Consider the following 21,951-nt stretch of genomic DNA (forward strand, 5'->3'; position numbering starts at 1 on the left):
AGCTCTAAAGCCAGTCTTGTACTATTATACCATATTATGAAATGGAATTGATTAAAAGTACTATATTTACGTTTAAATAATACATTTATAACACTGAAAGTACAAAACAATTCCAGTCAATATGAAATCTACTCTTAATCAAATCGAAGACATAAAAAACAACGGATATTCTTTAGATTTTTCGAATGTTTTTAATCATGCTTTTGAGAATTATAAAAAGATAGCCGTTTATGCAGGACTTATTTTATTAGTCGTTTCTATACTATGCTTTTTCCTTGGAGGCGGCATATTAGTCGCATTATACGGAGCTGAACACTTCAACAAAGAATTTTTTGAAAGTTTACAACACAATCAGCCACAGGGAACAACCCTACTAATCTACACACTAGTTATTACTTTTATAACTGCGCTTATGACTCCTTTTACTGCAGGATTTTTGAAAATGGCAGACAGTGCTGACAAGGATGAAGCCTTTAATTTCTCTACCGTTTTTACGTATTACAAAGCTCCTTATTTTTCACGTCTTTTTATTACTGCTTTATTGATTGGCCTAATCAGCGGAGGTATTTCTGTGGTATTCAATCTTATTGGAATTCCCGCTATCGATAGTATTATTGCCATCATTATTTCATTGTTTACCTCCATGACTGTCCCGCTCATCGTTTTTGGAAATTTAAATGTAACAGATTCAATAAGATCCAGTATTATCATTGTTGGCAAACAGCCCCTTGTTATTGCCCTGCTATTTATAGTGGCCGGAATTGGTGCAGCAATTGGCTTTATTGGTTGCTGTATTGGTGTGGTATTTACCATTCCCATTACGTATTCTGTAAAATATGCTATATACAGTGCTATTCTGGAAATTGATAACCCGGACTCCATTGATGCCATCGGCCAGTCTGATCTGGAATAGATAGAGATTATTTAAAAAAACCAAGACCTAAATTCTATGGTATCCAGCTGTAGTTTTTTAATTTTTTTATTTTCCCGGCTGTCCCTTTTTGGAAGCGGCCTGAAATCATTTGGGATACATTATTTTTTAAAATCCAGTCCTGTTTTTTACGAAAACCCTAAATTAATCATGTTAGAGATATGCCTGATTGCTTTTATGGGATTCCTCATTTACCAATTTTTTAATATCAAAAATAAAATTGGCTCTTTCATCGAAAAAAATAAGGAAAAAGAAGTTTCGCATAAAGAATATCAGCTGTACCTTTTGTTTTTCAGTATTACTATTATTGTAATCGAAATCATTAATGAAATTTTTAAATTACGTCCCCACAGTCTTTTGTATGTCAATTTAACGATTGGCGGTTCGATTTTATTATTTTATTATCTGGCGATTAAAATTGAATATCTAAGAAATAAGATTTCAGTCTTTTTTATTTCCATATTCATATTATTCACGGGACACATTGCACATAACATTATCATTCAGCCCCATGATATTGTTCCTATTATTGCCCTTTTAATTACTTTTTATTTTTCGTACAGCGTCCTGAGACCTATCAAAATTTACTGGTACTATACCGCGGCTCTATTTCTCTTTCATATCATCACTCTGGCTTTTGATTTCATTCCGATGAAATCTTCTGTTTTACTTCTCAGCTATTCCCTGGTCATTTTTGTGATTAATCAGGTTAAATATGCTATTTTTCTGAATACCCGTGACAATTTCAGGTTTACCAACGAGATCGTGCATAAAGGAAGCTCCCTGACCATCGCCACCAATAAAAAAGGCGAACTTATTTTCTGCAGCGAATCCATCACGGAAATCCTGGGTTATACGCCTGATGAAGTTATGGGAATGGGGTTCTGGCAGCTTACAGAAGACCCTGATTTTATTGGCGAACAATTTCTGGACCATTATCAGGACGACATTTTGTACACACGGAAATTAAAATGCAAAAATGGTGATTACAAATACATACAATGGAAAGACAAACGTTTTTCTGAAGACTTATTTATTGGCATTGGACAGGATATCACTGAGCAGATCAAACTTCATGATCAGTATAAAAACCTGATCCAGACTGCTGCAGATATCATTTTTGAAATCGACACTGATGGCAATTTTACTTTTATAAACGAATTTGCCTTTTCTGTTTTACATTATACCGAAAAAGAAGTCATCACTAAACATTATGCTAATTTTATCCATCCTGCTTATCGAAAAAAAGTTGCCGATTTTTATAAAAACCTTGAAGAAAAGGAATTTAATTATGACACTATTGAATTCCCTATTTTAAAGAAAAACGGCGACGCCATATGGATATCCCAAAAGGTCATCATCCGAAAGAACGATATAGGAGACACTATCGGTTTTGCCGGTATCGCCAGGGATATTACCGAGCTCAAGAACAATGAAAAGGAAAAACGAATCAGGCTTGAAAAAATTGAGGCTTATACCCTTTCTACCAAAAAATTATCCACTACCGATTTTAGCCATTATGAAAGCTTACACAGCGTAATCGATTTTATTGTTGAAGAGGCTGCTGTTTCAAAAGCCAGCAGAATCAGCTTCTGGAAATATTATAATAATAACATTATCTGCAAAAATATTTACAGCCAGGACAAATTTGATGTTTATTACAAAGAGGTCATGGACAAGGCCTCCTATCCTATTTATTTTGAGACGTTAGAAAACAAAACAGTCATTAACGCCAGCGATGTATTCAATACAATGGAAACCTCTGAATTTCAGAAAGCGTATTTTATCAAAAACAAGATACAGTCAATGCTGGACGTACCTATTTTTTTTAATGGAAAACTGGCAGGGGTTGTATGTTTTGAGAGCACTTTAAGAAAAAGGGAATGGGATAATGAGGACATTAATTATGCCCGTACCATTGCTGACATAATCTCGCTTGCCATATCATCACAAATGCGTTTAAAGGCCGAGCGGAAATTAGAATTGAAAAGCCAATTATTGTCTGCCTTAGCCCTTTGTACCGAGAAATTCTTACTGAGCAAAACAAGTGAAGAAATGTTCAAAGAGACCTATAATATCATTGGAAAAGTCGCACATGCCGATCATATTTATTATTATGAGAAAGATTTTCACACCAATACTATTAGCCAAAAATATAAATGGTCAAGAGCAGAGAATCCTGATGAAATCATTATTCTTCAGAATTTTACAGAAGACAACTTAAAAGAAATTATCGAAAAAGCAGAAAACAAGAAAATCCTCAATATCCTGACGCGACAACTTGGAGATACGTTTTTTAAAAATTTACTTGAAACACATCATATAAAATCGATACTAATCCTGCCTTTATATGTTGAGGATGTTTTTAGCGGATTTATAGGTTTTGATGACTGCCATACGGAATATAAGTGGTCTGAAGAAGAAATCTATATTTTTCAAACCCTTGCCAATAATATATCTTCTGCTTTGGAGAGAAACCGAAACCAGAGCAAAATTATTGAAAGTGAAGAGAAATTTAAGCTGATTACTAATAATATCCCCGGTACGGTTTACTTGTCTAAATTTGACGCCTTTTCTACTAAAATATTCCTTAATGACCAGATTTTTAACCTTACCGGCTATTCAAAAGCGGAATTCCTTGAGAAAAATCTGTCTTTCCTATCCCTCATACACCCCGATGACAAAGATGAAGTTATTGATAGCCAGTTCCAAAACTTAAAAAGAGGAAACGCACTGCACAACACCTACCGGATCAAGCGCAAAACAGGAGAATATATCTGGATTGAAGAATTTGGGGATGTCATTAAAAAGGGCGACGAAATTGAATTTGTGGGCGGCATCTATTTTGACATTACCAATAAAAAACAAACCGAGGATGCCATAAAAGCGAAACAGCTTGCAGAAGCTGCGAGTAAATCAAAATCGGATTTTCTTGCCAATATGTCACATGAAATCCGAACGCCGCTTAATGGCATTATTGGTTTTACCGATCTTCTCATGAAGACCGAACTTGGGGAAATCCAGGAAAAATATATGACTACCATTAACCAGTCTGCCCATTCGTTACTGGAAATCATCAACGATATCCTTGATTTTTCTAAGATTGAGGCTGGAAAACTAGATTTGTTTATCGATTTGTACGATATCCATAAAATTGTAGGCCAGGTTTTTGACCTGATTGTATATGAATCTAACCTAAAAAAACTGGATTTAAAACTTCATATCGCCCCGGACGTTCCCCAATACATCTGGACTGATATTGTACGGCTTAAACAGATCCTGATCAACCTGCTGTCTAATGCAGTAAAATTTACCCACCAGGGTTCTATCACAGTCAATGTAGTCGTTTTAGAAAAAAAAGAAGATGGTATCTGCATCATACGATTTTCTGTAACTGATACGGGCATCGGTATTCTAAAACAAAACAAAAATAAAATCTTTCAGGCTTTTTCGCAGGAAGACAGTTCTACCACACGAAAATTTGGGGGAACCGGACTTGGGCTTACCATCTCGAACCACCTGCTTGCCCTTATGGAAAGCCGTCTGCAGCTTAAAAGCAAAATAAATAAGGGAAGCACTTTTTATTTTGACCTGACCCTAAAAACGAGCACATATAACAACAACGAAAACTACAATACCGATTTCAAACATTTTAATACCAAAGCAGTACAAATTCCTGCCAGTACCCATACGGCCAAATTGACTTTTATGATTGCCGAGGACAACAAGGTCAATATGTTGCTGCTTAAAACCATTATCAAAAACCTGTACCCAAATGCCAACATCCATGACTGTGAAAATGGCTATGAAGCTTTAAAAGTATTTGAGACTATCACCCCTGACCTCATTTTTATGGACATCCAAATGCCTATCATGAACGGCTATGAAACCGCCGTAGCCATTCGTAATTCCCTCAACGGACAACAAGTCCCTATTATTGCCGTGACGGCAGGTACTGAAAAGGAAGAACGTAATAAATGTATTACCTCGGGCATGAATGATTATATACCCAAACCAATCATGAAAGGTTCCGTAGAAGAAATCTTAACAAAATGGCTGAAATAATTCCTTGTTTTTATTAGCCAATTGCTTAAAAAAAATATAAATTAGTATTGGATAAATTCCCCAATTAACTTAAAAATATATTCTTTTATGAAATGGTTAGGAAGAAGACAAAGTGACAATGTTGAAGACAGAAGAGGTTTCTCTGGAGGAAAAGCGGTTCTGGGAGGCGGTGTTATCGGGATTATTATTTTACTGCTGAATGTTTTTGGGGGTGAAACCGGCAAAACTGTAGGAAGTGCTTTAGAACAACTTCAAGGCAGCCCGCAACAAACTGAGACAGCAGCCCCGTTAAGTACAGCCGATAAAGAAATGGGCGATTTTGTGCGTGTTGTACTAGCTGATAACGAAGACATCTGGGGTAAAATCTTTGCTGAAAACGGCATGACTTATAAAAACCCTAAACTGGTACTTTTTAGAGGATCTGTGCAAACTGCCTGCGGTGGTGCCTCTTCGGCATCAGGCCCTTTTTACTGTCCGGGGGATCAGAAAGTGTATATGGACCTTGATTTTTTTGATGAGCTCAAAACTAAGTTTGGTGCGAAGGGAGGTGACTTTGCCATTGCCTATGTTATTGCCCACGAAATAGGCCATCATGTGCAAACCCTACTTGGCACCTCAGCCAAAATGCGTGAAGCCCAGGAAGGAAAAAGCGAAGCCGAGGCCAATAAATTATCTGTTGCCCTGGAACTACAGGCTGATTTTTATGCCGGAGTATGGACCCATTACAATAAGGAAAACCTGGATACCGGTGATATTGAAGAAGCGCTAAGTGCTGCGAATGCCGTTGGGGATGACGCTATCCAAAGTAAAATGCAAGGCCAGGTTGTACCCGATTCCTTTACACACGGTACTTCTGAGCAGCGTATGTACTGGTTTAAAAAAGGATTTAGCAGCGGTGATTTTCATCAGGGAAATACATTTAACGAAGTGAGATAATATTTAAACCAACCATAATTAACCAGTAAAAGCATGATCTTAAAGTCATGCTTTTTTATTTAAAACTAAAAAATCCATTTTACAAATTGCAAAATGGATTTTTGATAATAATTATCTATTCCTTGATTTAGAAACTAATTCTCTATAAATAATCGATACGGAAACACATTTGAAGATTTGTTCATTAGGTTTTTCATATAGCTTTCACACAAATAATCCCACTCTGTTACTGATAAAGATTCTTTTTCTGCCTGATTGGTTTTTATATGAATATCAACAGTACGGCTAAAACCTGCTTTACTTGAAATTTCTTTTCGGGTGCCTTTTTCAATTTTTACATCATTAATATAACTTTTAAAATGATTAAAACTAAATGCTTTTATATCTGCAAAAGTTACTATCCTTCCCCTTGTCAACAGAGCATTTCTGTATTCTAAAATTCGGTCTTTATTGTTTTGTTTGTTTGTCCCTCCTACTGTATTGGTAACCAGGATTGTTTCCTTACTCATAAAAAACAAATCATCTTTGGCTTCCAAAACCGTTCCGGCTTTAATGTCATTACCGTCTTCTGCACAAGTTGACCAATAACTGATTGTAAATGTTTTCCCGGAAGATTCATTCACTTTAGGTTTAATCATTAAATAAGGGTCATTATTTTTAGAAAAATTACTTTCTTTAGCTTGCTGTTCAACAGAGGCTAGTAATTGATTAATCTCTATCAAAGAACTATTCATAAAATCTTTTCCTAAACCAGCAAAAGAAGAACTTTCATCTTTTAATAAGTCCAATACATTCTGAAGCAGTTCTGAAGCTGACCTGGAATCAAACCTCGAAACTCCTCCTGTACGTAATACCGCATTTCCTTCTTCGAGTACACCATCGCTAAAATCTTTAATTTCATAATGATTTGCATATGTATCCACAACCGCATCAACATCCAGATAAATATCGTTACCTGTGTCTAATGCTACATATGACAAAAATCCTCCAAGAGTTTTGTTTATCACATGACGTTTTTTATTAATCACCGGAAAACAATTTGCCGTAAAAGACACGTTATCTAATATTTGAGGAATTAAAGATTCCGGGAAAACCATTTTTATCCAAATAACAGAATTTCCGTTATGCTTTGTTATATTGTCAAAAAACTTATATTCAGGATTATATTCGTCTATTTTTTTATGTTTTAATACTCCTTTCAGTGTATAGAAATTATCAAAATAAAACTCATTCACTTCCTGCATCAATTCACTCAGATTTGTATAATTGCGGTTTATGATGTTTTCAATATCAAGACTGTTTACCGGAACATTATACCCCTCTTTCACTTTAATTTCTATATCATCCTGATAGCATTTCATTTGCTTCAGATAATAATGAAACATTTCTTTTTGGTGGATATTTTTAATATCGATGTACAGCATCAAATCCTCTAAATCCAATACATTAGGGTCTTTTAATTCTATTCCTAAAAACACTTCTCCGGAAGGCAAGGAATGTTTGTAATCCCTAACAGCATCTTTATAAAAAAGATTAGAAACTTCATACAGATTTCTTTCGTAAGCTACATATTTAACCTCACAAGAAGATAATTTTACTTCCAGGGTTGGTGAAAGAACAATTTCTTTAGTAATAGGCGCCAAGGGGTTGTAAATATTGTGCAGTCTTCTGCTCACCATCATTTGGTTTTGCATAGAAACTTTCATATTGTTTTCTATTGGCAAAGCGTGCATGATTGCCCTCGTTGGTTTAGCCCCTGCAGTAACTTCAGGAAACATAATTTCCAGGACTCTTTCGACTACGCGAGTTTTGGAGTCTTCCAGTTCGTGTGCTACTTTTTCTAATTCATATGATAATGCATTTAACATCATAGATACAACAGGATCAAATGAGGTTTCCATTTCCACATCTGAAAAACCCCATGATCTGGCTGCTCTTTTTAATACCCTGTCTTTTATTCGTTCTTGTCTCATTATTGTTGGTTGAAATCTAATATTTTATAATCTTTTAAATCTGGAGTTTAACAATTAGCTATTCTTTGAACATTTCAGCCTATTGTACTAAACAATAGTAATAGTAATATTATTTTTTGTATCATGATTATCTAACATTAGATTTTACAATGTTCCACTGCCAGTGCCCGGTAGTTATTTTCGTGTTATCCGGATGTGCAGCGTCAGCATAAGACATAACATTGGTAGTTTCGTAAATAAACTTTTTTGATGGAGTCGTTGTACCTCCAAGATATAAGTGTTTACAATCTTATAATGTAAAATGTTCATTTACATTATTCCATCCTAAAACGTCGAATCTAATATACCTTTGGTTTCAATAAATTTTAGTCCAGTCAACGCTTGAGATTTTTATACTATCTTCACTGAATTTATTTTATTGGTGTTCGGTAATTACTTTGCAATTGAGGCCAATTTCCGATCATACTCATTTCATACAAAATTTGTTTATGGCTTTATTTGCTTACCATTCAACATTTCCATTATAGTTTCTCCATTTAAGGCATTAATTTCTAAATTTACTGTTCCTTTATTCAGAATAGAAAATTTTAACTGATACATTGGTACTCCTTTTTTGTAAATACCCCCATCACTATGATACCCTTCCCATCTATTCACAATTATTAGTGTTGGATCACTATCCTTATAATCTGAAACAATATCTACTTTATATTCTCTTTTTATTTTTTCTCTCAAATCTTCTATTGAAAATTTATAAAGCAAATCATAATTAGTTTCTTTAATTAATTCTCCATTTTCGTCATATTCTTTAGTAATACCAATAGAGAAACCATAAAAAGTTTTCTCTATTCCTTTTAGATTAAAAGTGTTTTTAAAATATATTTTATATAATTTGTATGGAGAATCTACTTTTCTTTCTTCAACTTGTATTACATCTTGAAATATAATCCTGTATCGAGTAATATCTGATCTATAAAAAACATCATTTTCCTTGGATTCATATTTATTATCTTTTTCAAGTTTCTCATATTTTTTAATATCAAACTGTTCCATACTATCTTTTTGTTGAGTTGTTATGTTCCCTTTTTTTTCTTGACTTTTGCAGCCTATCGCACTAAACAATAGTAATGCTAATATTATTTTTTGTGTCATGATTATCTAACATTAGATTTTACAATTTTCCACTGCCAGTGCCAAGTGGTAATTTTCGTGTTATCCGGATGTGAAGCGTCAGCATAAGACATAATATTGGTAGTTTCGTAGAGGTCAAAAATAAACTTTTTTGATGGAGTAGTTGTGCCTCCAGGATGTGTGTGTTCTAATCCTAAACCATGAAGCCCCTCATGATTTAAAGTATAATCATTACGGATTGAAAATATAAATACATTTTTTTTCTTAATCTCTTCTACTTGTCCCAAGGTACCTGAATATCCCCTTCCTGGAAAAACGACCATATCATATGGAATATCCCCAAAACAAAAAACGGTAAAATGATTAGCATATTTGACGGCATTGCCGGGTTGCGCTAAGAATTGGGTATGTAAATAGGTAAACATTTGCTTTCCCGGATAATCTTCATATAAGCCACCATCTGTTGTGTCTGTTCTTCTTGCTGTTGGAGGCTCTATTACATTTTTTTCATAAATAAACTTACCATACGTTTTTACCCCAGTTGTTACATTTGTATTTATAGTAAAATTAGAATCTGTAGTTAAGTCAAATTCGTTTACACTTAAAGAATTTGAATAATCTTCAAAATTACCTTGAATTAGTGATTGATGTAGCGCATACTGTAAACTATCTTTTTCCGCAGAGGTAAAAGTACCTGTGTTTGATCTTAATGTCCTATTAATATTTGTTTTAACATTCACAAAAACAAACTTTTGCACTTTTCTATTGGCAGCATCATTTGGCCCAACTATAATTTTACCCGCTAATTTCTTCAACCCCATTAATTCTGCGGGGGTTTTACCATTGCTTCCTTTTGGATAGGCATATACTTTTATTTCCTGTGCGGCAGCAAACTCGGCAATACACTTAATCTTTAAGGTATCTGTGGCTGTGCGCTTGACCCCAATAGTTTTATCGGCAATAAGTACCGGGTGGGCATCGCTACCATCATCACCATTTATTTCAAAATAAGTTTTATTAAACTCCACCCGAATTTTATCCGGTTCATCGGGGCCATCAACTTGTATCAAAATTTTAAGCTCTGCCTCGCAAGGTGGCTTGGGTGTTGTGGTTATGCTGTCGCTATATGGTTTTGGGAAAATATTGAGCCAGGGTATAAAATATTCAGCATCGGGTGGCACGGCTTTTTTAACCGCTACCTTGTTATACTGTTTTTTTAAAGCTTTAAATGCTTCTGCGGGAGTTTCGTATTCTGTATTACTGTCTCTATGGGGTGCCTTTCCGTTCGGTGCTTCATAACCATTTTTAAGTATAGTTTCATAAGCAGGTTCTGGCGTTAATACTCCATCATCAATACGCAGCCAGTCAAAACCAAACTCGCCTGTATAAGTAGGTAAAGTTCTAAACTCAACGAGCGCCAAACTTATTTTATCTTCTTTTTTAGGCGCTTTTTTATTTTTGCCGTGTTTTACCCCTCCTTTTTTACCAACTCCAACAACTTGCTTCATTGAGCTATTCTCAATTCCGGTTCCGGAAAATATTTTATGGCTACCACCTGTAATTTCGGTTATATTACCATTTACATATCTTGTTCTGCTCATTATTAAAACATTTTGCTTTTTTCTGCTGAGTTATTTTGTATATGCTGATCTGAATGTTGTTCTAAATTTTCTTTACTATGAGTTACAATTTTTTTATCACTAATAGTTGTTCTGTCATTCTTAACTTCCGAATGTAGATCGCCTTCAATAATTTCATTTAGTGCTCCTTTCACATTCATAGTACTGTCACCACCAATGAAAACATTATGCATCATTCCAACCGAAGTTAATTTATCACCCCCAGCACTTTCATAAATATTCATAGCCGCTGATGAATTAATATTTTGTCCAGCTGTCATAAAAATATCACCACCGGCATTCAAAGTCAAATTCTTCGGTGCATTCACATCAATATTTCCCTGACCATCCATTTTCCAGGTATTACCGCTGGGATCTTCAATCAAAATACTTCCCTCTCCGTCGTTCAAAATAAATTTGATTCCTGAACGGGTGTGGATCGCTTTTACATTATTCTGACCGTCTGCATAACCACTGGTGGCGCTTCCATTATATTGTGTTCCTAAAATATATGGATTCTGTGCATTGTCACCTTCAAAACCTACCAAAACCTCTTCATCGATTTCGGGAATAAAGTAAAAACCTTTTCCTGAACCTGAATGTGGCTGTATCATTCGAATCCATTCACTTGAATTGTTTCCGCCTGGCCAGTTGAATTGTACTTTTACACGTCCTAATCCTTCCGGATCGTTGTTGTCTTTTACTTTCGCTGGCTGTGTTTGGGCTTTCGCAAATACATCTACGTCTGTATAGTGAGGGGCTGCAACGTCTGCCGGAATAGCTTTGAAATTACAGGAATAATTTCCGTGGACCTGAGAAATGTGTGTTACTTCTGTCACAATCAATTCGTGTTCTACAGTCTGGTTTATGATGCTAAAAACCTGTCCAAGCCCTAACGGAAAATAAGATATTCCGCTGTAATAAACACTATTGGCGTCGCTGCCTGCGGTCTGCAGTCTGACCATTTCCTGGATTTCTTCGCTGCTTTGGGCATTGGTGGTGTAAGCTCCATTATTCAAATCGCTTTGGGCAACGGTTCCCTGATTATGTCCTACTACAGCAGAGAAGCTGTCTTTGCTTCCTGATGAAGTTCTGGCTGAGGCATTACGAATGTTGGATGCATTATTATAATCATACCCTCCCAAAGAAATTTTATGGGAAGCCATGTTGGTCTGGATTTTAAAACCATGCAGCGAAGACCCGTTGATGAGTTTTATTTTACTGGTTTTGGTTTGTCCGAACTGCATCCGCATTCCGTCAAAATAGAACCACTGCCCGTATCGGCTTGCCAATCGTTTCAAGAAATCAAAATTGGTCTCATTATACTGGGACAGGTATTTGAATTCCTGAAGGTAGGTCGATTTTATAGCATCCCTTTCATAGAATTCTCCCGGACCTTCTGCTAAAATATCCAGCACGATATCATTCATGCCTCTTTGTTGATAGGTTCTTGATTTTTTCATATCGTCCAGAACAATAGTGTGGCTGATGCCTTTGACATGCAATCCTTCGGCACTGCCATGAAGGTCTATTGATGAAAGTTCTGTAATAATGCCTTTGCTCATCAACCGGATTCCTGTAAGGCTTTTAAAGGTAAAGATAACTTCATCCCCAAGATAGGTTCGCAATGCCTTTGCCTGATCTGCAGGGTTTATGATCGCTTTGCCTGTATATTGCCAAACAAAAGAAAAATGATGGTGATCGGCCATCTTTTGTGACAGTTCTAAATTATGATAAACTACGTTTTGGGTAAAGCTCCCTATGCTGATATGTACCTGTTCTGAAAAATGTCCCATAATAATACTATTTATTGGTTCTTTACAATTAGCTTAAGGCAATCCAGTTGTTAGAAAATTTCGCATCTCCAAAAGTCAATTCTTTAGCTACTAATTCTATTGTAATTTTCATTGGTACTTCAGTAGTACTCGTAAATTGTTCGTCATAACCAATACAAAATGCTTTCGTAAACGTAAGCTCTTTCATTTTGCTCATAGCATCCCTTCTGTAAAAAATGATTTTACCATCTTTTGTTAAATCACCATTTAACATCCAGGACAGAAAATTGCTGTTTTGAGTAGCTTCAATAATCATTTTTATAATTCCTCCTTTGGCATTTCCGGTAGGTTTACTTGTATTATCAATTTCCTGTTTAAAGCTTACATTGAATGCAAGTACGTTATATTCTTCTCCGTCTATATTTAATTTAGATAAAAAACTCATTTGTAGATTTGTTAGGTTATTAAAAGATTTGAAATAGATTTAGTGCTGATTAAACAAAAAAGGAAGTCCCATAGCAGGACTCCCTTTAATAGTTTCAAGCTTAAAAAAGTTTGATAAAGTCCAAAGGATTATACCCAAGCATTATCAAATTCCCCTCCGCCCATCGAAATTTTGCGTGCTGAAATCATAAAAGTCTCCGTTAAAGGAGTATCACTGTTATGATCAAAGTTTTCTTTGTACTTAACCATGTAAGCCTCTGTAAACTTTAGCTCTTTTAAAGTAGCATTAGAATCACGTTTGATGAATTTAACAGAACCATCTTTTCTTTCGAAATTATTGGTCATCCACTCAAACAATTCAGTACTTCCTGTAGATTCTACTTCAAGCATAATTCTTCCTCCACGAGTTACTGTAGATGGACGCCCTGAAGCATCTGTTTCCTGAGCTAAATCATAACTCACATTCAATACTTTGTAATCCTTTCCGGCTACTGACAACGATGTTAAAAACGACATAATAAAAATTTTTTAATTATTAATTTATTTATTCATAGGGCAAATATAAAAATAATTCTTACAATTAAAAATAAATTAACGCTATTTTATTTACTTTTTTATTTATAAGATAATGGCCCTACAAAAAAGTATCCCTTAAAGTCGAAAATTCTATTGGTACTTTTTATTGTTGCATCAATTATAATGTCAACCCTCTTCTTTGCCCTGCTCATATCATCTACAAAAAAAGTTTCTTCTGACAATTCTACCCTGAGATCATTAAGTTTGATCCTGCCCTCATGCAAAAGCAAAGATTGTTTCATGGTCTTCGATATTATTTCTTTAAGCGTATTTTCATTCATAAGCAAATCAAAATCGATCTCCCATATTTTAGATCCAAAAGTTTCATCAAATTTACATTCGCCAAATGTTGTTGTAGCCAGCAAAATTATCTGCTGGGCAATTGAATGTTCAATGGATGTTTTCTCTAATTCTTTTTTTTGAATAATAGCATTAAAATCTATGGGCAGTTTATAAAAAGCTCCTTTCATATCTTCCTCAATTAAATATAAATTATCCTGTCTGTTTTTCCATTATATCCTGTTTCTATAGCTTTAGAAACTTTTTTCCTCTTAATAATACTAAGTGTTACTTTTGGTGTAAGTTTCAAAAATTTCTCCCGGTACAAAATATCACCAATAAAACGTTTGCCTTTATTTTCGTCAACAACAATAAAATAGCTTGTTCCTTTTTCAATTTTGAGTGTATTGATATCCCCGGCAAAAAGCTGAATATTTTGATTCTCTTTTTGAAAAGTATACCAGAGTTCTTCGTCATTTAATTTTCTGTGTTTCGAAATATCAAATACTTCTATTTCTTCTTTTAAGGGTTCGAAAGGAATATTTTCAAAAAGAAAATTCTTTGGTGCTAAAAATTTCAGTCCAAAAAAACTCCAAATTCCTTTTTTTCTGGTTTTCTCTTTAAAGAAAAAAGTGTCCCGTGTAACTTTATATATTTCTTTTTCGTTGGTTTTATCATCCGTTACGATCATTTGATATGTTGGAACCTCAATTTCTACAGGAATTTCAGAAGTCTCAAAAAATGTTTTGAGATTTACTGTTCCAACTTCCTGCTCTGAAATTACAATACTTATAGTATGCTTCCTTAAAGCCGAATCTGTTCTTACCACCACATCACCTTCTCCGCTGCCGGCGTAAAAAACAGAACCTTCGTTATCTGTAAGTCCTAATGAAAGATTTAATTCTGGAAATGGCATATTTTAGCTATTTATATGATGATTTTAATTTTATAAACAGACAGCTTATCCGTAAACTATCTGAAATTTTAAGCTAACTACTTTTTTCTAATCTTATATACTTTCAAACAATTGAGATAATGTTTTAAATTCTCATTATCCACAGCACTCGGACTAAACTCATAATCTTTTTTAAGCGTATAAAATCTTATTGAATTAATGGTGTTGGCATTAAGTTTTTTTATATCTGCACCTGTAAGCTCTACAACTGCAGTACCGTCACAGTTTACTGCAAACGAATTTTTTAAAATATACATGTCCCCATTTTTGAAATAAAGTTCTAATGGCTGTTCCTGTTTTACACAAACATTATCTGTAAATATTTTAAAGTATAGATATAAACTACCTTTTCTTTTCCCAAGCTGCAATACTGCATATTCAGAATCTTCATTAAAAACCCTCAACAAAATTGGAGGTGCACTTGCAAAAAGCTTCCCCGAAAGCAACAAATCATTTTGCGAAACAGGACAATTTATTTCACTTAATACGGGTATTTTTTGAGCTTTAACCGGATTTGGAGTTAGTAACAATACAGTGACTGCAAGAAAAATTTTCAGTAGGTTCATAAATTTGAATTATTTGGTTTGACCATTCAAAAGATCAATGTTTTGTTTAAAAAGGAAACATAAAAATATGTTTCCTTTTTATAGAGGCATTACTATTATTTTTGTTCGTAATCTGTATCCCATTCAGTTCCGTCATCCCCTTTATGCCCATCCATTTTGATAAGGAAGTTTTTTGCCGGGAAATAAGGCTTCATGTGGATATCCATATAAATTCTGTCTTTTTGAATTGGATCCTGCTCGAATCTGCGGATTTCAAAATTTTCGATTAATTTATCAGGACCTGTGATTCCGTCAAGGAAAGCCACAATCTGATTCATGATTTCTTTACGTGTTTTTGCTGTAAAGTTTTCGAAAGCACGACGGTTAAGGAAATCCATTAATACTTTGGTCACATAATCAAAAACACGAACTACAGAATAGGTTTGCAACCCTAAGTTATCACCGCTGAATAATGTTTTGGCAGAGAAAGCCATTACTTTTCCGTACTCGTTTACCATAGGAACCAGTCCTAAGTTTTCAAGGTTCGCAATTTCACTTTTCTTAAGATCAAATTTTACTCCGTCAACTTCATTGATTCCACCGAATTTTTTACCAGCTGTAACCTGAGACATCAATGTTTTGTAAATTTTTCCGGCAAGGGCTGCAGAAGGAGCTATATGTAAATCTTCATTTTCACCAATCTGGTCAAATCTGCCACGTCCTACTAACCAGTTACAAGTCATGATTACGTTAGAACGGTACACATCTCCACCTGTTAGAGAAGCTGCATCAAACATTTCCATTACATCATCCGGTTCATCCAGGTGTTCGAAATCGGTAACCAGCATTACTTTATTTTCATGTGCAATTTTTGCCCATTTTTCGATCACTTTATTTGAACCTAAATAGCCTGGAATTACCAAAATACCGTAGTTGTTTTTAAGATCTAAACGATCGTAATTGTCTACCAGTTCTGAATGAATTGCATCGATAAAACGTGTGTTATCAAGATCTTTTAATTGCTCTAAATCAGCATTTACGATCGTCACATTTTTTACTTTATCTGTTTCAGTGTTTTTGAAGAACAAGGCAACTGTTCTGTAAGCTGCTTCGATTTCTCTTGTATCTTCAACTGCTTTCGCAAGATTCTTTTTCAATAATGCTTCAGACTCTTTACTTTTGTCTTCACTTTGTGCCACCATATCAGTCAAAGCTTCATTGCTGCTTAAAACTGAAGACCATAATTCTAAAGTCTTTAAAAGTGTTTCTCTTTCTTTTGCTTTGTTTACTTCTCCAAGGAAAATTTTTCTTCTTGCTTTTCTATCCGGATTAAGATTCTGAATTCCTTCAATTGACATTTCCAGTAAATCAAAACCGCCGTATTTAGCCAGTTTTTCAATATTTTTCTCAATTGAACCTGCTCCTGCAATTACTCTAGGCTCTAATACTGCAGTATCACCGTCGTTATTTTTATATGCTTCTTTATTTGACATCTCTTCGTATTTTTAAATTTTATTTATTTTGTTTTAGTTCATTGATAAGCGTTCCAAGACTTTCTAATAAAGCTTTTTTTGCTTCTCCGTCTTCTAAAGCCGCTTTCAGGATTTTGTTAGACTTTAACTGACGGATGATTTTTTGATACTGGTCTTTTTCTGTTTCCAGTTCAGATAAAAAATTACTTTGTGATGTAATTCCTTTTATTCCAAAATCTCCCAGGTTTTTAAAATTTAAAGCTTCCACTTTTGTTGCTCCTTCAGCAGTTTCAAAGTTCACCTTTACTTGTGGTTTAAAGTGTTCAAATGCTTTTTCGATACTTGTGATTCCTTCAACCAACTCTGGTTTAATAGGCGCATCAACCGTTAATTTCTGAGCAACAAGTGTTCTGTTTTGAGGAATAGCACTGATGGCCTCATCAGCATCTAATTTTACTTCATTACCTCCAATTCCATAATTTGATAACATAATTTTTAATTTTTAGTGATTATTCTATTAATTCTTTTTACTCTAATTCTAATTATTGATTTTGATAAATCTGGCGGCACACGTCCAGATCCCTGCTTACTTTTTCCAGCTCTTCTTTATACGTTTTTGCCGATTGGTTCAAACTGTCTATAAGGTGTGAATTATGTGTAAGGCTTCTAATCTGCTTTTTGTAGTCGATAATGTTCTTGTATGCGAGAATGATATTGTTGTACAGCTTTTTATTCTCTGTAGTATCTTTTGGTATTTTCTGATACATATTGGCAATCATAACATTTGCCAGACGCTGTTGAAAATCGTTATCTACTTTTGGTGAATTAATAGAATCAATCGTCATTCTGATACTATCAATTTTTACTGAAAAGTTAGTTTGATAATCGTATTCCCTTTTCATCATTTCGTTTTCTGCCTTAAGTAATTTATTTTCTGCTTTTGGCATATAAAAATTAAATGATACTGCAATTAACATCACTGAAAAAGTCAGGATAAATGCTATTAAAAAAGCTATAAATGCTTTTTGACGTTCTTGTTTGTTTAATACTTCCATATTTATTATTCGTAATTATTTTTAATCTTTTATGAAAAAACTGTGTCGTTTAGAAGTATGAACAATATCCTTCTGATCTGTTTCGGCAACAAACAGTTCAATATTTTCTTTCTTCTTACCTATGTAATCCAGTTTGTTTAGGGTTTCGTATAATTTTTCAATCTTAACCAGGAAATTCATGACCAGCGTTGCCGTTTTATCAATATGAACATGATCGTATCCGGAGTTAATAAGGGACGCAAAAAGTATTTCTAATTCTCCTTGTGATATATCGCACCATTCGGCGAAATAATTAAGCAGTTCTTCTTTACCCGCTCCCGATTTTGAATCAATAAAGTTTTTGATGACTCTTGCAAATGATACTACAGTAGTCAACATTGCTGCAGGATGCTGATGCAAAGAGAACCAACGAAACTGTGTAAGACAACTTCCTAAATAATAACTGGTCGTATCTGTTAACTGAATTACTGTCTGAGGTAAAACCCCTGATTGCTGGATACGGTTAATTTTTTGAGAAATCTGAACCGAATAAATTTCTATCTGTCCAAACGTACGGGCAATCTGTGCATGCATATCAATCAGTTTTGGATGACAGGAAACAGTTACTGATGGCGGAATATAGTTTTCGTCAAGGATTGTATTATCACCAATTAAAATTTTACCGATCGCCAGATAAAAACCTCCGTAACCAATTCCGGAACGAAACTCCTCAGCTTTAATTAAGTGAAGCTTGTATTCAGGTTGCGTGTATGGATATCTTGGCGGAACTTCCTCCGGATCTGGCTCTCCAAACGGAATTCTTTTTTTAGAATTAACCGATATACAAGCCAGCAAAACCAATTGTTCTCCATCTTTTATTTCATAAGTATCTTCCGGGTACGGAACCTGAAGATCTAATGTGTCTGTACTGCTCCTGCTGATTTCAATTCTGGAACCATTTGGTGTAATGGCATGACATTCTTCTACACGAACTCTCAACAATTTATGATTATCAATTCCGAGTGTGATTTTTGTAGCCTCCTTATTCTGATTCCCGGAATCCAGTAAACCATAACTCATCGGGGTGGTATGAATTCCTATTGCATCATTTACCAACTCAGAAACATTGTTCTGCATGGATAAGAAATGGCTTTTGTTTATTTTCATCCCGTCAATCCAGTTTACGGGAAAATGATTTAGTTTTTCTATCATATCTTTTTATGTATTTCTTTTAAACAAAGCTTTATTGCATTTTACCTTCAACTCTTATAATGGCGTTATCATAAACTGTATTTTCTTTAAACTCTTTTGCTAGCTTATAATAATTCAATGCTTCTTCTAAATCATTATCGTTTTCGAAAATCTTAGCAATATTATAGTAGGCACTGGCTTTAGTGGTATTTATAGAATTACCTGCAGCAAATGTTATTGCCTTCCTATTAGCGTAAATAGCCTCTGCCTTATATCCTTTTTTAATATACATTAATCCTAAATTTCCATAAGCCTGCCCAAATACAGGATTGTACTCTATTGCTTGTTTATAAAAATTCATAGCCGCATCAATGTCTTTACTTTGATAAGCCAAATCTCCTTTTTGGTTCAATTGAAGAGCTCTTTTCTTATCTTCAGTAGATACATAAATCTCTTCTTCTCTATCATCACTAGAATTCCCGCCTATGCCAACTTCCTGTGTCGTTTTAGAAATAATATTATTTATGTCTATAATTTCCCCATTCTCATTTATCTTAAATAAATTCCAGACATTTCCCTTTTTATTTTTTGGGATGTAATACGTTTTAACTAATGACTGCCCTACGTAAACAAATACTTTTGCTTCGCTTGCAGAAAGTTTATAAGAATCCAAGTCATTCTTATTGGAATAATCATGTACAAAATAATGATAGGTTTCTCCAAATTTTTTGTTTTCAATTGTTATGGTTTCCGGTCCGTAGCTATCAGTATCATCTACGTCCAAATTTGCCAGGTTTCCTTCCTTTTGTTGAAAAAAGATATGATTTCCGGGAAAAGTAAGATGCGAATCTAAATCAGAGGGATATTTTCCCCAGTTCAGTACGATTCTCATTCCGTCCAGATTTTTCATGTATGGACTCAGTGCATACGTCATATCGTTGCAGGGGCATTTAACTACTAAACTTGAATAGTTGTCTTTTTTGATAATCAATAATGTGTTTGAATCATCCGGAAATCCACTATTAATTGTGGCTCTGCCCTGATTGTTTGTCAAACTCTTTGCGGATGATTCACCATTTCTCTGAATCATTACTTCTGCATTACCAATCACTTTATCTTTTTCGACTGCTGACAATACCTGTACAGATATATTTTGTGCGCTTACATTACTACTAAAAGCCAGAGCTAAAAAGGGGATTACTAATTTAAATTTCATTATGTTTTATTATTAAAAATTTACTTGTATTATTATTCATATTATCGTAATTATTTAGAGATTTTTTGGGTTAATTTTTTAAATTTAATGGCTTTAACCTTAAAAAAATTAATTTATTCGCAAGTTATTAATATCATATTCTAAAACCTTATTCTTAATTTTATTTAATATCTTCTAAATTTGAATAGATATTTCTCAAATCTTAATTGTTTAGAAAATAAACACTTAAGTTTTAATAAGACTCACTTTATTTTTTTGGATTAGTTTGACTTAATTTTATTAAAAAATCTTCCGTAACATCTTCAAAATTAACTTCATTAAAATCTTTTTGTGTCCAAGTTTTTGATGGTATTTTTTTATCGTGATCGGCTTTATCAAAGTAAGTTTCACCATATTTATGAAGAAGTATTTTGTCCTCAAATACTTTGAAAGTGGTATAAGTCGAAATAGATATATAATCAGAACATACGTAATCTTCTATGGTAAAATAATTTCCTTTAAATACGATTCTATTAAATCCTTCTGCAGCACAATTAAAATTGTTCTTAAATATAATATTATGGTTTTCATACCAAGATTGAAAAGTATTATTTGGCAACCCTTTTTTTATTTCCATCGGAAGTCCGAAATGAATTCTCTCAAAATCTCCTTTCTCTTCATGATTTATATAAAGTATGATTTTATCTTTTATACCGTCTTGATTCAAATCATAATCATAAAAATATGCAATCTTTTTATTCTCATTTAATTTCGAAACTTTATCAAAAGAAAATAATTCCGGAAATAGTTTTAAAAAATAATTATTATCATGATAGGGAGGAAGGATATTTTCTTTTAGTTGTTTTATTAAATTCCAACTATTATTAGTTTGATCTAATAGATAAATATTTGCAATACTATTATCTTTAATATTCACACTTTCTTCCGAGCAAAGACGATCTCTTACTATATATTCTTTATTAATTTTATATAAAAAAATATTATACAAATTATAATTATCCTTTAAAAGACTACTAATATGCTTGTTTTCTGTATCCATGTCGTCATATTCATACTTGTATGTTTTTTTATATTTATCTGTCCAGAAAACCCTTAGCATATCTTTTTTAGGTATAAAGTGCATTGTAAAATAACCTTCGTTTTCACAATCAAGATAATTTACAATTGGATGTTCTGACAAAGAGGAACCGTCGATATTTAGTTGATAACCTGTTAAATATTTTTTATTTAAAAAATTAATATTTTCACCATTATTATGATTTCGTATTCCTTCATGTGATTTTTCTATAATTTTAGTTTTATTCTGCCCAGTGCACGAATTTATGAACAAACTCAATATCAATAATTTTAAAATTGTTCTCATCCTTTTAAATTTTATCTCCATTACTATCAAATTTTGTCTTCATGTAATCCTCAGCTTTTACCCTATAACTTCCTAAATAATAAAAATTATTTGAGCCTTCACCTTTTGTGGCAGCTTCAATATGGCAATGCCAATTCTCTTTTTCTATACCATGTCCTGCAACCCCATTTGGCAATCCGCTATAAGAGGCATTCCCAGTGCTTCCAGATTTAGCTACTTTTTGTCGATGTGTTACTTTATCTCCTTCTCTTGCATAAATTTCGTCTAAATGACAATATAAAATAAAAACCTCTTTCCCTTCCTTGTCTTTAGATTTTATCATCAAAGTATTTCCTAAACTACTGGCTTTATATTCATTTGTTCTGAATGAATTAACTATTTTTCCTACTGTATCACACATTAAAGAATTCACATCTTTATATTCGTGTTATAATGTCATCTAATAC

19 protein-coding genes are annotated in these 21,951 nt (G+C 33.8%); 3 read left to right on the forward strand and 16 right to left on the reverse strand.

Translation table 11 applies throughout. The annotated features are described in order from the left end of the window. Positions 1–121: 121 nt before the first annotated feature. From OZP09_RS05160 to ypfJ, 3 genes are all read left to right on the forward strand, one after another. Entirely contained in the window at positions 122–913 is a 792-nt protein-coding gene (locus tag OZP09_RS05160; RefSeq protein WP_281310404.1) for a hypothetical protein, read from the forward strand. A gap of 168 nt (positions 914–1,081) precedes the next feature. After that, positions 1,082–4,996: a PAS domain S-box protein gene (locus tag OZP09_RS05165; protein ID WP_281310405.1), complete on the forward strand. Its 3,915-nt coding sequence runs from the start codon at positions 1,082–1,084 to the stop codon at positions 4,994–4,996. An 87-nt stretch (positions 4,997–5,083) separates the two neighbouring features. Continuing rightward, the gene (gene ypfJ / locus OZP09_RS05170; RefSeq protein ID WP_269236860.1) at positions 5,084–5,932 is read left to right on the forward strand and encodes a KPN_02809 family neutral zinc metallopeptidase; all 849 of its coding nucleotides are present in this window, start codon (positions 5,084–5,086) and stop codon (positions 5,930–5,932) included. Between the two features lie 134 nt (positions 5,933–6,066). Here the strand turns inward: ypfJ and OZP09_RS05175 are convergent, their stop codons facing one another. From OZP09_RS05175 to OZP09_RS05250, 16 genes are all read right to left on the reverse strand, one after another. Continuing rightward, positions 6,067–7,905, reverse strand: a complete 1,839-nt coding sequence (locus tag OZP09_RS05175; protein ID WP_281310406.1) for a type VI secretion system baseplate subunit TssF — start codon at positions 7,903–7,905, stop codon at positions 6,067–6,069. 486 nt (positions 7,906–8,391) lie between these two features. After that, positions 8,392–9,057 carry a hypothetical protein gene (locus tag OZP09_RS05180; protein ID WP_281310407.1) on the reverse strand — a complete coding sequence of 222 codons (666 nt, stop codon included), beginning with the start codon at positions 9,055–9,057 and terminating at the stop codon, positions 8,392–8,394. A gap of 2 nt (positions 9,058–9,059) precedes the next feature. After that, the gene (locus OZP09_RS05185) at positions 9,060–10,637 is read right to left on the reverse strand and encodes a zinc metalloprotease (RefSeq protein ID WP_281310408.1); all 1,578 of its coding nucleotides are present in this window, start codon (positions 10,635–10,637) and stop codon (positions 9,060–9,062) included. A gap of 2 nt (positions 10,638–10,639) precedes the next feature. After that, on the reverse strand, positions 10,640–12,451 hold the full coding sequence (locus OZP09_RS05190; RefSeq protein WP_269236865.1) for a type VI secretion system Vgr family protein: 1,812 nt from the start codon (positions 12,449–12,451) through the stop codon (positions 10,640–10,642). 28 nt (positions 12,452–12,479) lie between these two features. Then, positions 12,480–12,875, reverse strand: coding sequence for a type VI secretion system tube protein TssD (gene tssD, locus OZP09_RS05195; RefSeq protein ID WP_269236866.1), 396 nt, complete (start codon positions 12,873–12,875; stop codon positions 12,480–12,482). 128 nt (positions 12,876–13,003) lie between these two features. Beyond that, a complete protein-coding gene (gene tssD / locus OZP09_RS05200) occupies positions 13,004–13,390 on the reverse strand; it encodes a type VI secretion system tube protein TssD (RefSeq protein WP_110345063.1) in 387 nt (128 codons plus the stop codon). Between the two features lie 98 nt (positions 13,391–13,488). Beyond that, a complete protein-coding gene (locus OZP09_RS05205) occupies positions 13,489–13,920 on the reverse strand; it encodes a GPW/gp25 family protein (protein WP_223682523.1) in 432 nt (143 codons plus the stop codon). A gap of 11 nt (positions 13,921–13,931) precedes the next feature. After that, entirely contained in the window at positions 13,932–14,645 is a 714-nt protein-coding gene (locus tag OZP09_RS05210; protein ID WP_269236868.1) for a type 2 periplasmic-binding domain-containing protein, read from the reverse strand. Between the two features lie 77 nt (positions 14,646–14,722). Beyond that, positions 14,723–15,250, reverse strand: a complete 528-nt coding sequence (locus OZP09_RS05215; RefSeq protein WP_269236869.1) for a hypothetical protein — start codon at positions 15,248–15,250, stop codon at positions 14,723–14,725. Positions 15,251–15,345: 95 nt separating this feature from the next. After that, positions 15,346–16,722, reverse strand: coding sequence for a DUF5458 family protein (locus tag OZP09_RS05220; RefSeq protein ID WP_281310409.1), 1,377 nt, complete (start codon positions 16,720–16,722; stop codon positions 15,346–15,348). Positions 16,723–16,741: 19 nt separating this feature from the next. Beyond that, positions 16,742–17,191, reverse strand: coding sequence for a hypothetical protein (locus OZP09_RS05225; RefSeq protein ID WP_269236870.1), 450 nt, complete (start codon positions 17,189–17,191; stop codon positions 16,742–16,744). Positions 17,192–17,243: 52 nt separating this feature from the next. Next, complete coding sequence (gene tssO, locus OZP09_RS05230; protein WP_269236871.1) at positions 17,244–17,756, reverse strand: type VI secretion system TssO; 513 nt, start codon at positions 17,754–17,756, stop codon at positions 17,244–17,246. Between the two features lie 21 nt (positions 17,757–17,777). Further along, complete coding sequence (locus OZP09_RS05235) at positions 17,778–18,947, reverse strand: hypothetical protein (RefSeq protein WP_269236872.1); 1,170 nt, start codon at positions 18,945–18,947, stop codon at positions 17,778–17,780. Positions 18,948–18,978: 31 nt separating this feature from the next. Then, on the reverse strand, positions 18,979–20,142 hold the full coding sequence (locus tag OZP09_RS05240; protein ID WP_269236873.1) for a DUF2135 domain-containing protein: 1,164 nt from the start codon (positions 20,140–20,142) through the stop codon (positions 18,979–18,981). A gap of 247 nt (positions 20,143–20,389) precedes the next feature. Further along, the gene (locus tag OZP09_RS05245) at positions 20,390–21,505 is read right to left on the reverse strand and encodes a hypothetical protein (RefSeq protein ID WP_281310410.1); all 1,116 of its coding nucleotides are present in this window, start codon (positions 21,503–21,505) and stop codon (positions 20,390–20,392) included. A 4-nt stretch (positions 21,506–21,509) separates the two neighbouring features. Further along, a complete protein-coding gene (locus OZP09_RS05250) occupies positions 21,510–21,905 on the reverse strand; it encodes a M23 family metallopeptidase (RefSeq protein ID WP_269236875.1) in 396 nt (131 codons plus the stop codon). Positions 21,906–21,951: the final 46 nt, after the last annotated feature.

Origin of the sequence: Flavobacterium flavigenum, from assembly GCF_027111255.2 — a bacterium.
Lineage (GTDB): Bacteria > Bacteroidota > Bacteroidia > Flavobacteriales > Flavobacteriaceae > Flavobacterium > Flavobacterium flavigenum.

Excerpts from the sequence above, each read along its gene's own strand:
- OZP09_RS05190 (WP_269236865.1), bottom strand. The coding sequence starts at position 12,451 with ATGGGACATTTTTCAGAACAGGTACATATCAGCATAGGGAGCTTTACC.
- tssD (WP_269236866.1), bottom strand. The coding sequence starts at position 12,875 with ATGAGTTTTTTATCTAAATTAAATATAGACGGAGAAGAATATAACGTA.
- OZP09_RS05175 (WP_281310406.1), bottom strand. The coding sequence starts at position 7,905 with ATGAGACAAGAACGAATAAAAGACAGGGTATTAAAAAGAGCAGCCAGA.
- OZP09_RS05205 (WP_223682523.1), bottom strand. The coding sequence starts at position 13,920 with ATGAAAGGAGCTTTTTATAAACTGCCCATAGATTTTAATGCTATTATT.
- OZP09_RS05235 (WP_269236872.1), bottom strand. The coding sequence starts at position 18,947 with ATGATAGAAAAACTAAATCATTTTCCCGTAAACTGGATTGACGGGATG.
- OZP09_RS05240 (WP_269236873.1), bottom strand. The coding sequence starts at position 20,142 with ATGAAATTTAAATTAGTAATCCCCTTTTTAGCTCTGGCTTTTAGTAGT.
- OZP09_RS05250 (WP_269236875.1), bottom strand. The coding sequence starts at position 21,905 with ATGTGTGATACAGTAGGAAAAATAGTTAATTCATTCAGAACAAATGAA.
- tssO (WP_269236871.1), bottom strand. The coding sequence starts at position 17,756 with ATGGAAGTATTAAACAAACAAGAACGTCAAAAAGCATTTATAGCTTTT.
- OZP09_RS05210 (WP_269236868.1), bottom strand. The coding sequence starts at position 14,645 with ATGCCATTTCCAGAATTAAATCTTTCATTAGGACTTACAGATAACGAA.
- OZP09_RS05245 (WP_281310410.1), bottom strand. The coding sequence starts at position 21,505 with ATGAGAACAATTTTAAAATTATTGATATTGAGTTTGTTCATAAATTCG.
- OZP09_RS05180 (WP_281310407.1), bottom strand. The coding sequence starts at position 9,057 with ATGACACAAAAAATAATATTAGCATTACTATTGTTTAGTGCGATAGGC.
- OZP09_RS05220 (WP_281310409.1), bottom strand. The coding sequence starts at position 16,722 with ATGTCAAATAAAGAAGCATATAAAAATAACGACGGTGATACTGCAGTA.
- ypfJ (WP_269236860.1), top strand. The coding sequence starts at position 5,084 with ATGAAATGGTTAGGAAGAAGACAAAGTGACAATGTTGAAGACAGAAGA.
- OZP09_RS05225 (WP_269236870.1), bottom strand. The coding sequence starts at position 17,191 with ATGTTATCAAATTATGGAATTGGAGGTAATGAAGTAAAATTAGATGCT.
- OZP09_RS05160 (WP_281310404.1), top strand. The coding sequence starts at position 122 with ATGAAATCTACTCTTAATCAAATCGAAGACATAAAAAACAACGGATAT.
- OZP09_RS05215 (WP_269236869.1), bottom strand. The coding sequence starts at position 15,250 with ATGAACCTACTGAAAATTTTTCTTGCAGTCACTGTATTGTTACTAACT.
- OZP09_RS05165 (WP_281310405.1), top strand. The coding sequence starts at position 1,082 with ATGTTAGAGATATGCCTGATTGCTTTTATGGGATTCCTCATTTACCAA.
- OZP09_RS05185 (WP_281310408.1), bottom strand. The coding sequence starts at position 10,637 with ATGAGCAGAACAAGATATGTAAATGGTAATATAACCGAAATTACAGGT.
- tssD (WP_110345063.1), bottom strand. The coding sequence starts at position 13,390 with ATGTCGTTTTTAACATCGTTGTCAGTAGCCGGAAAGGATTACAAAGTA.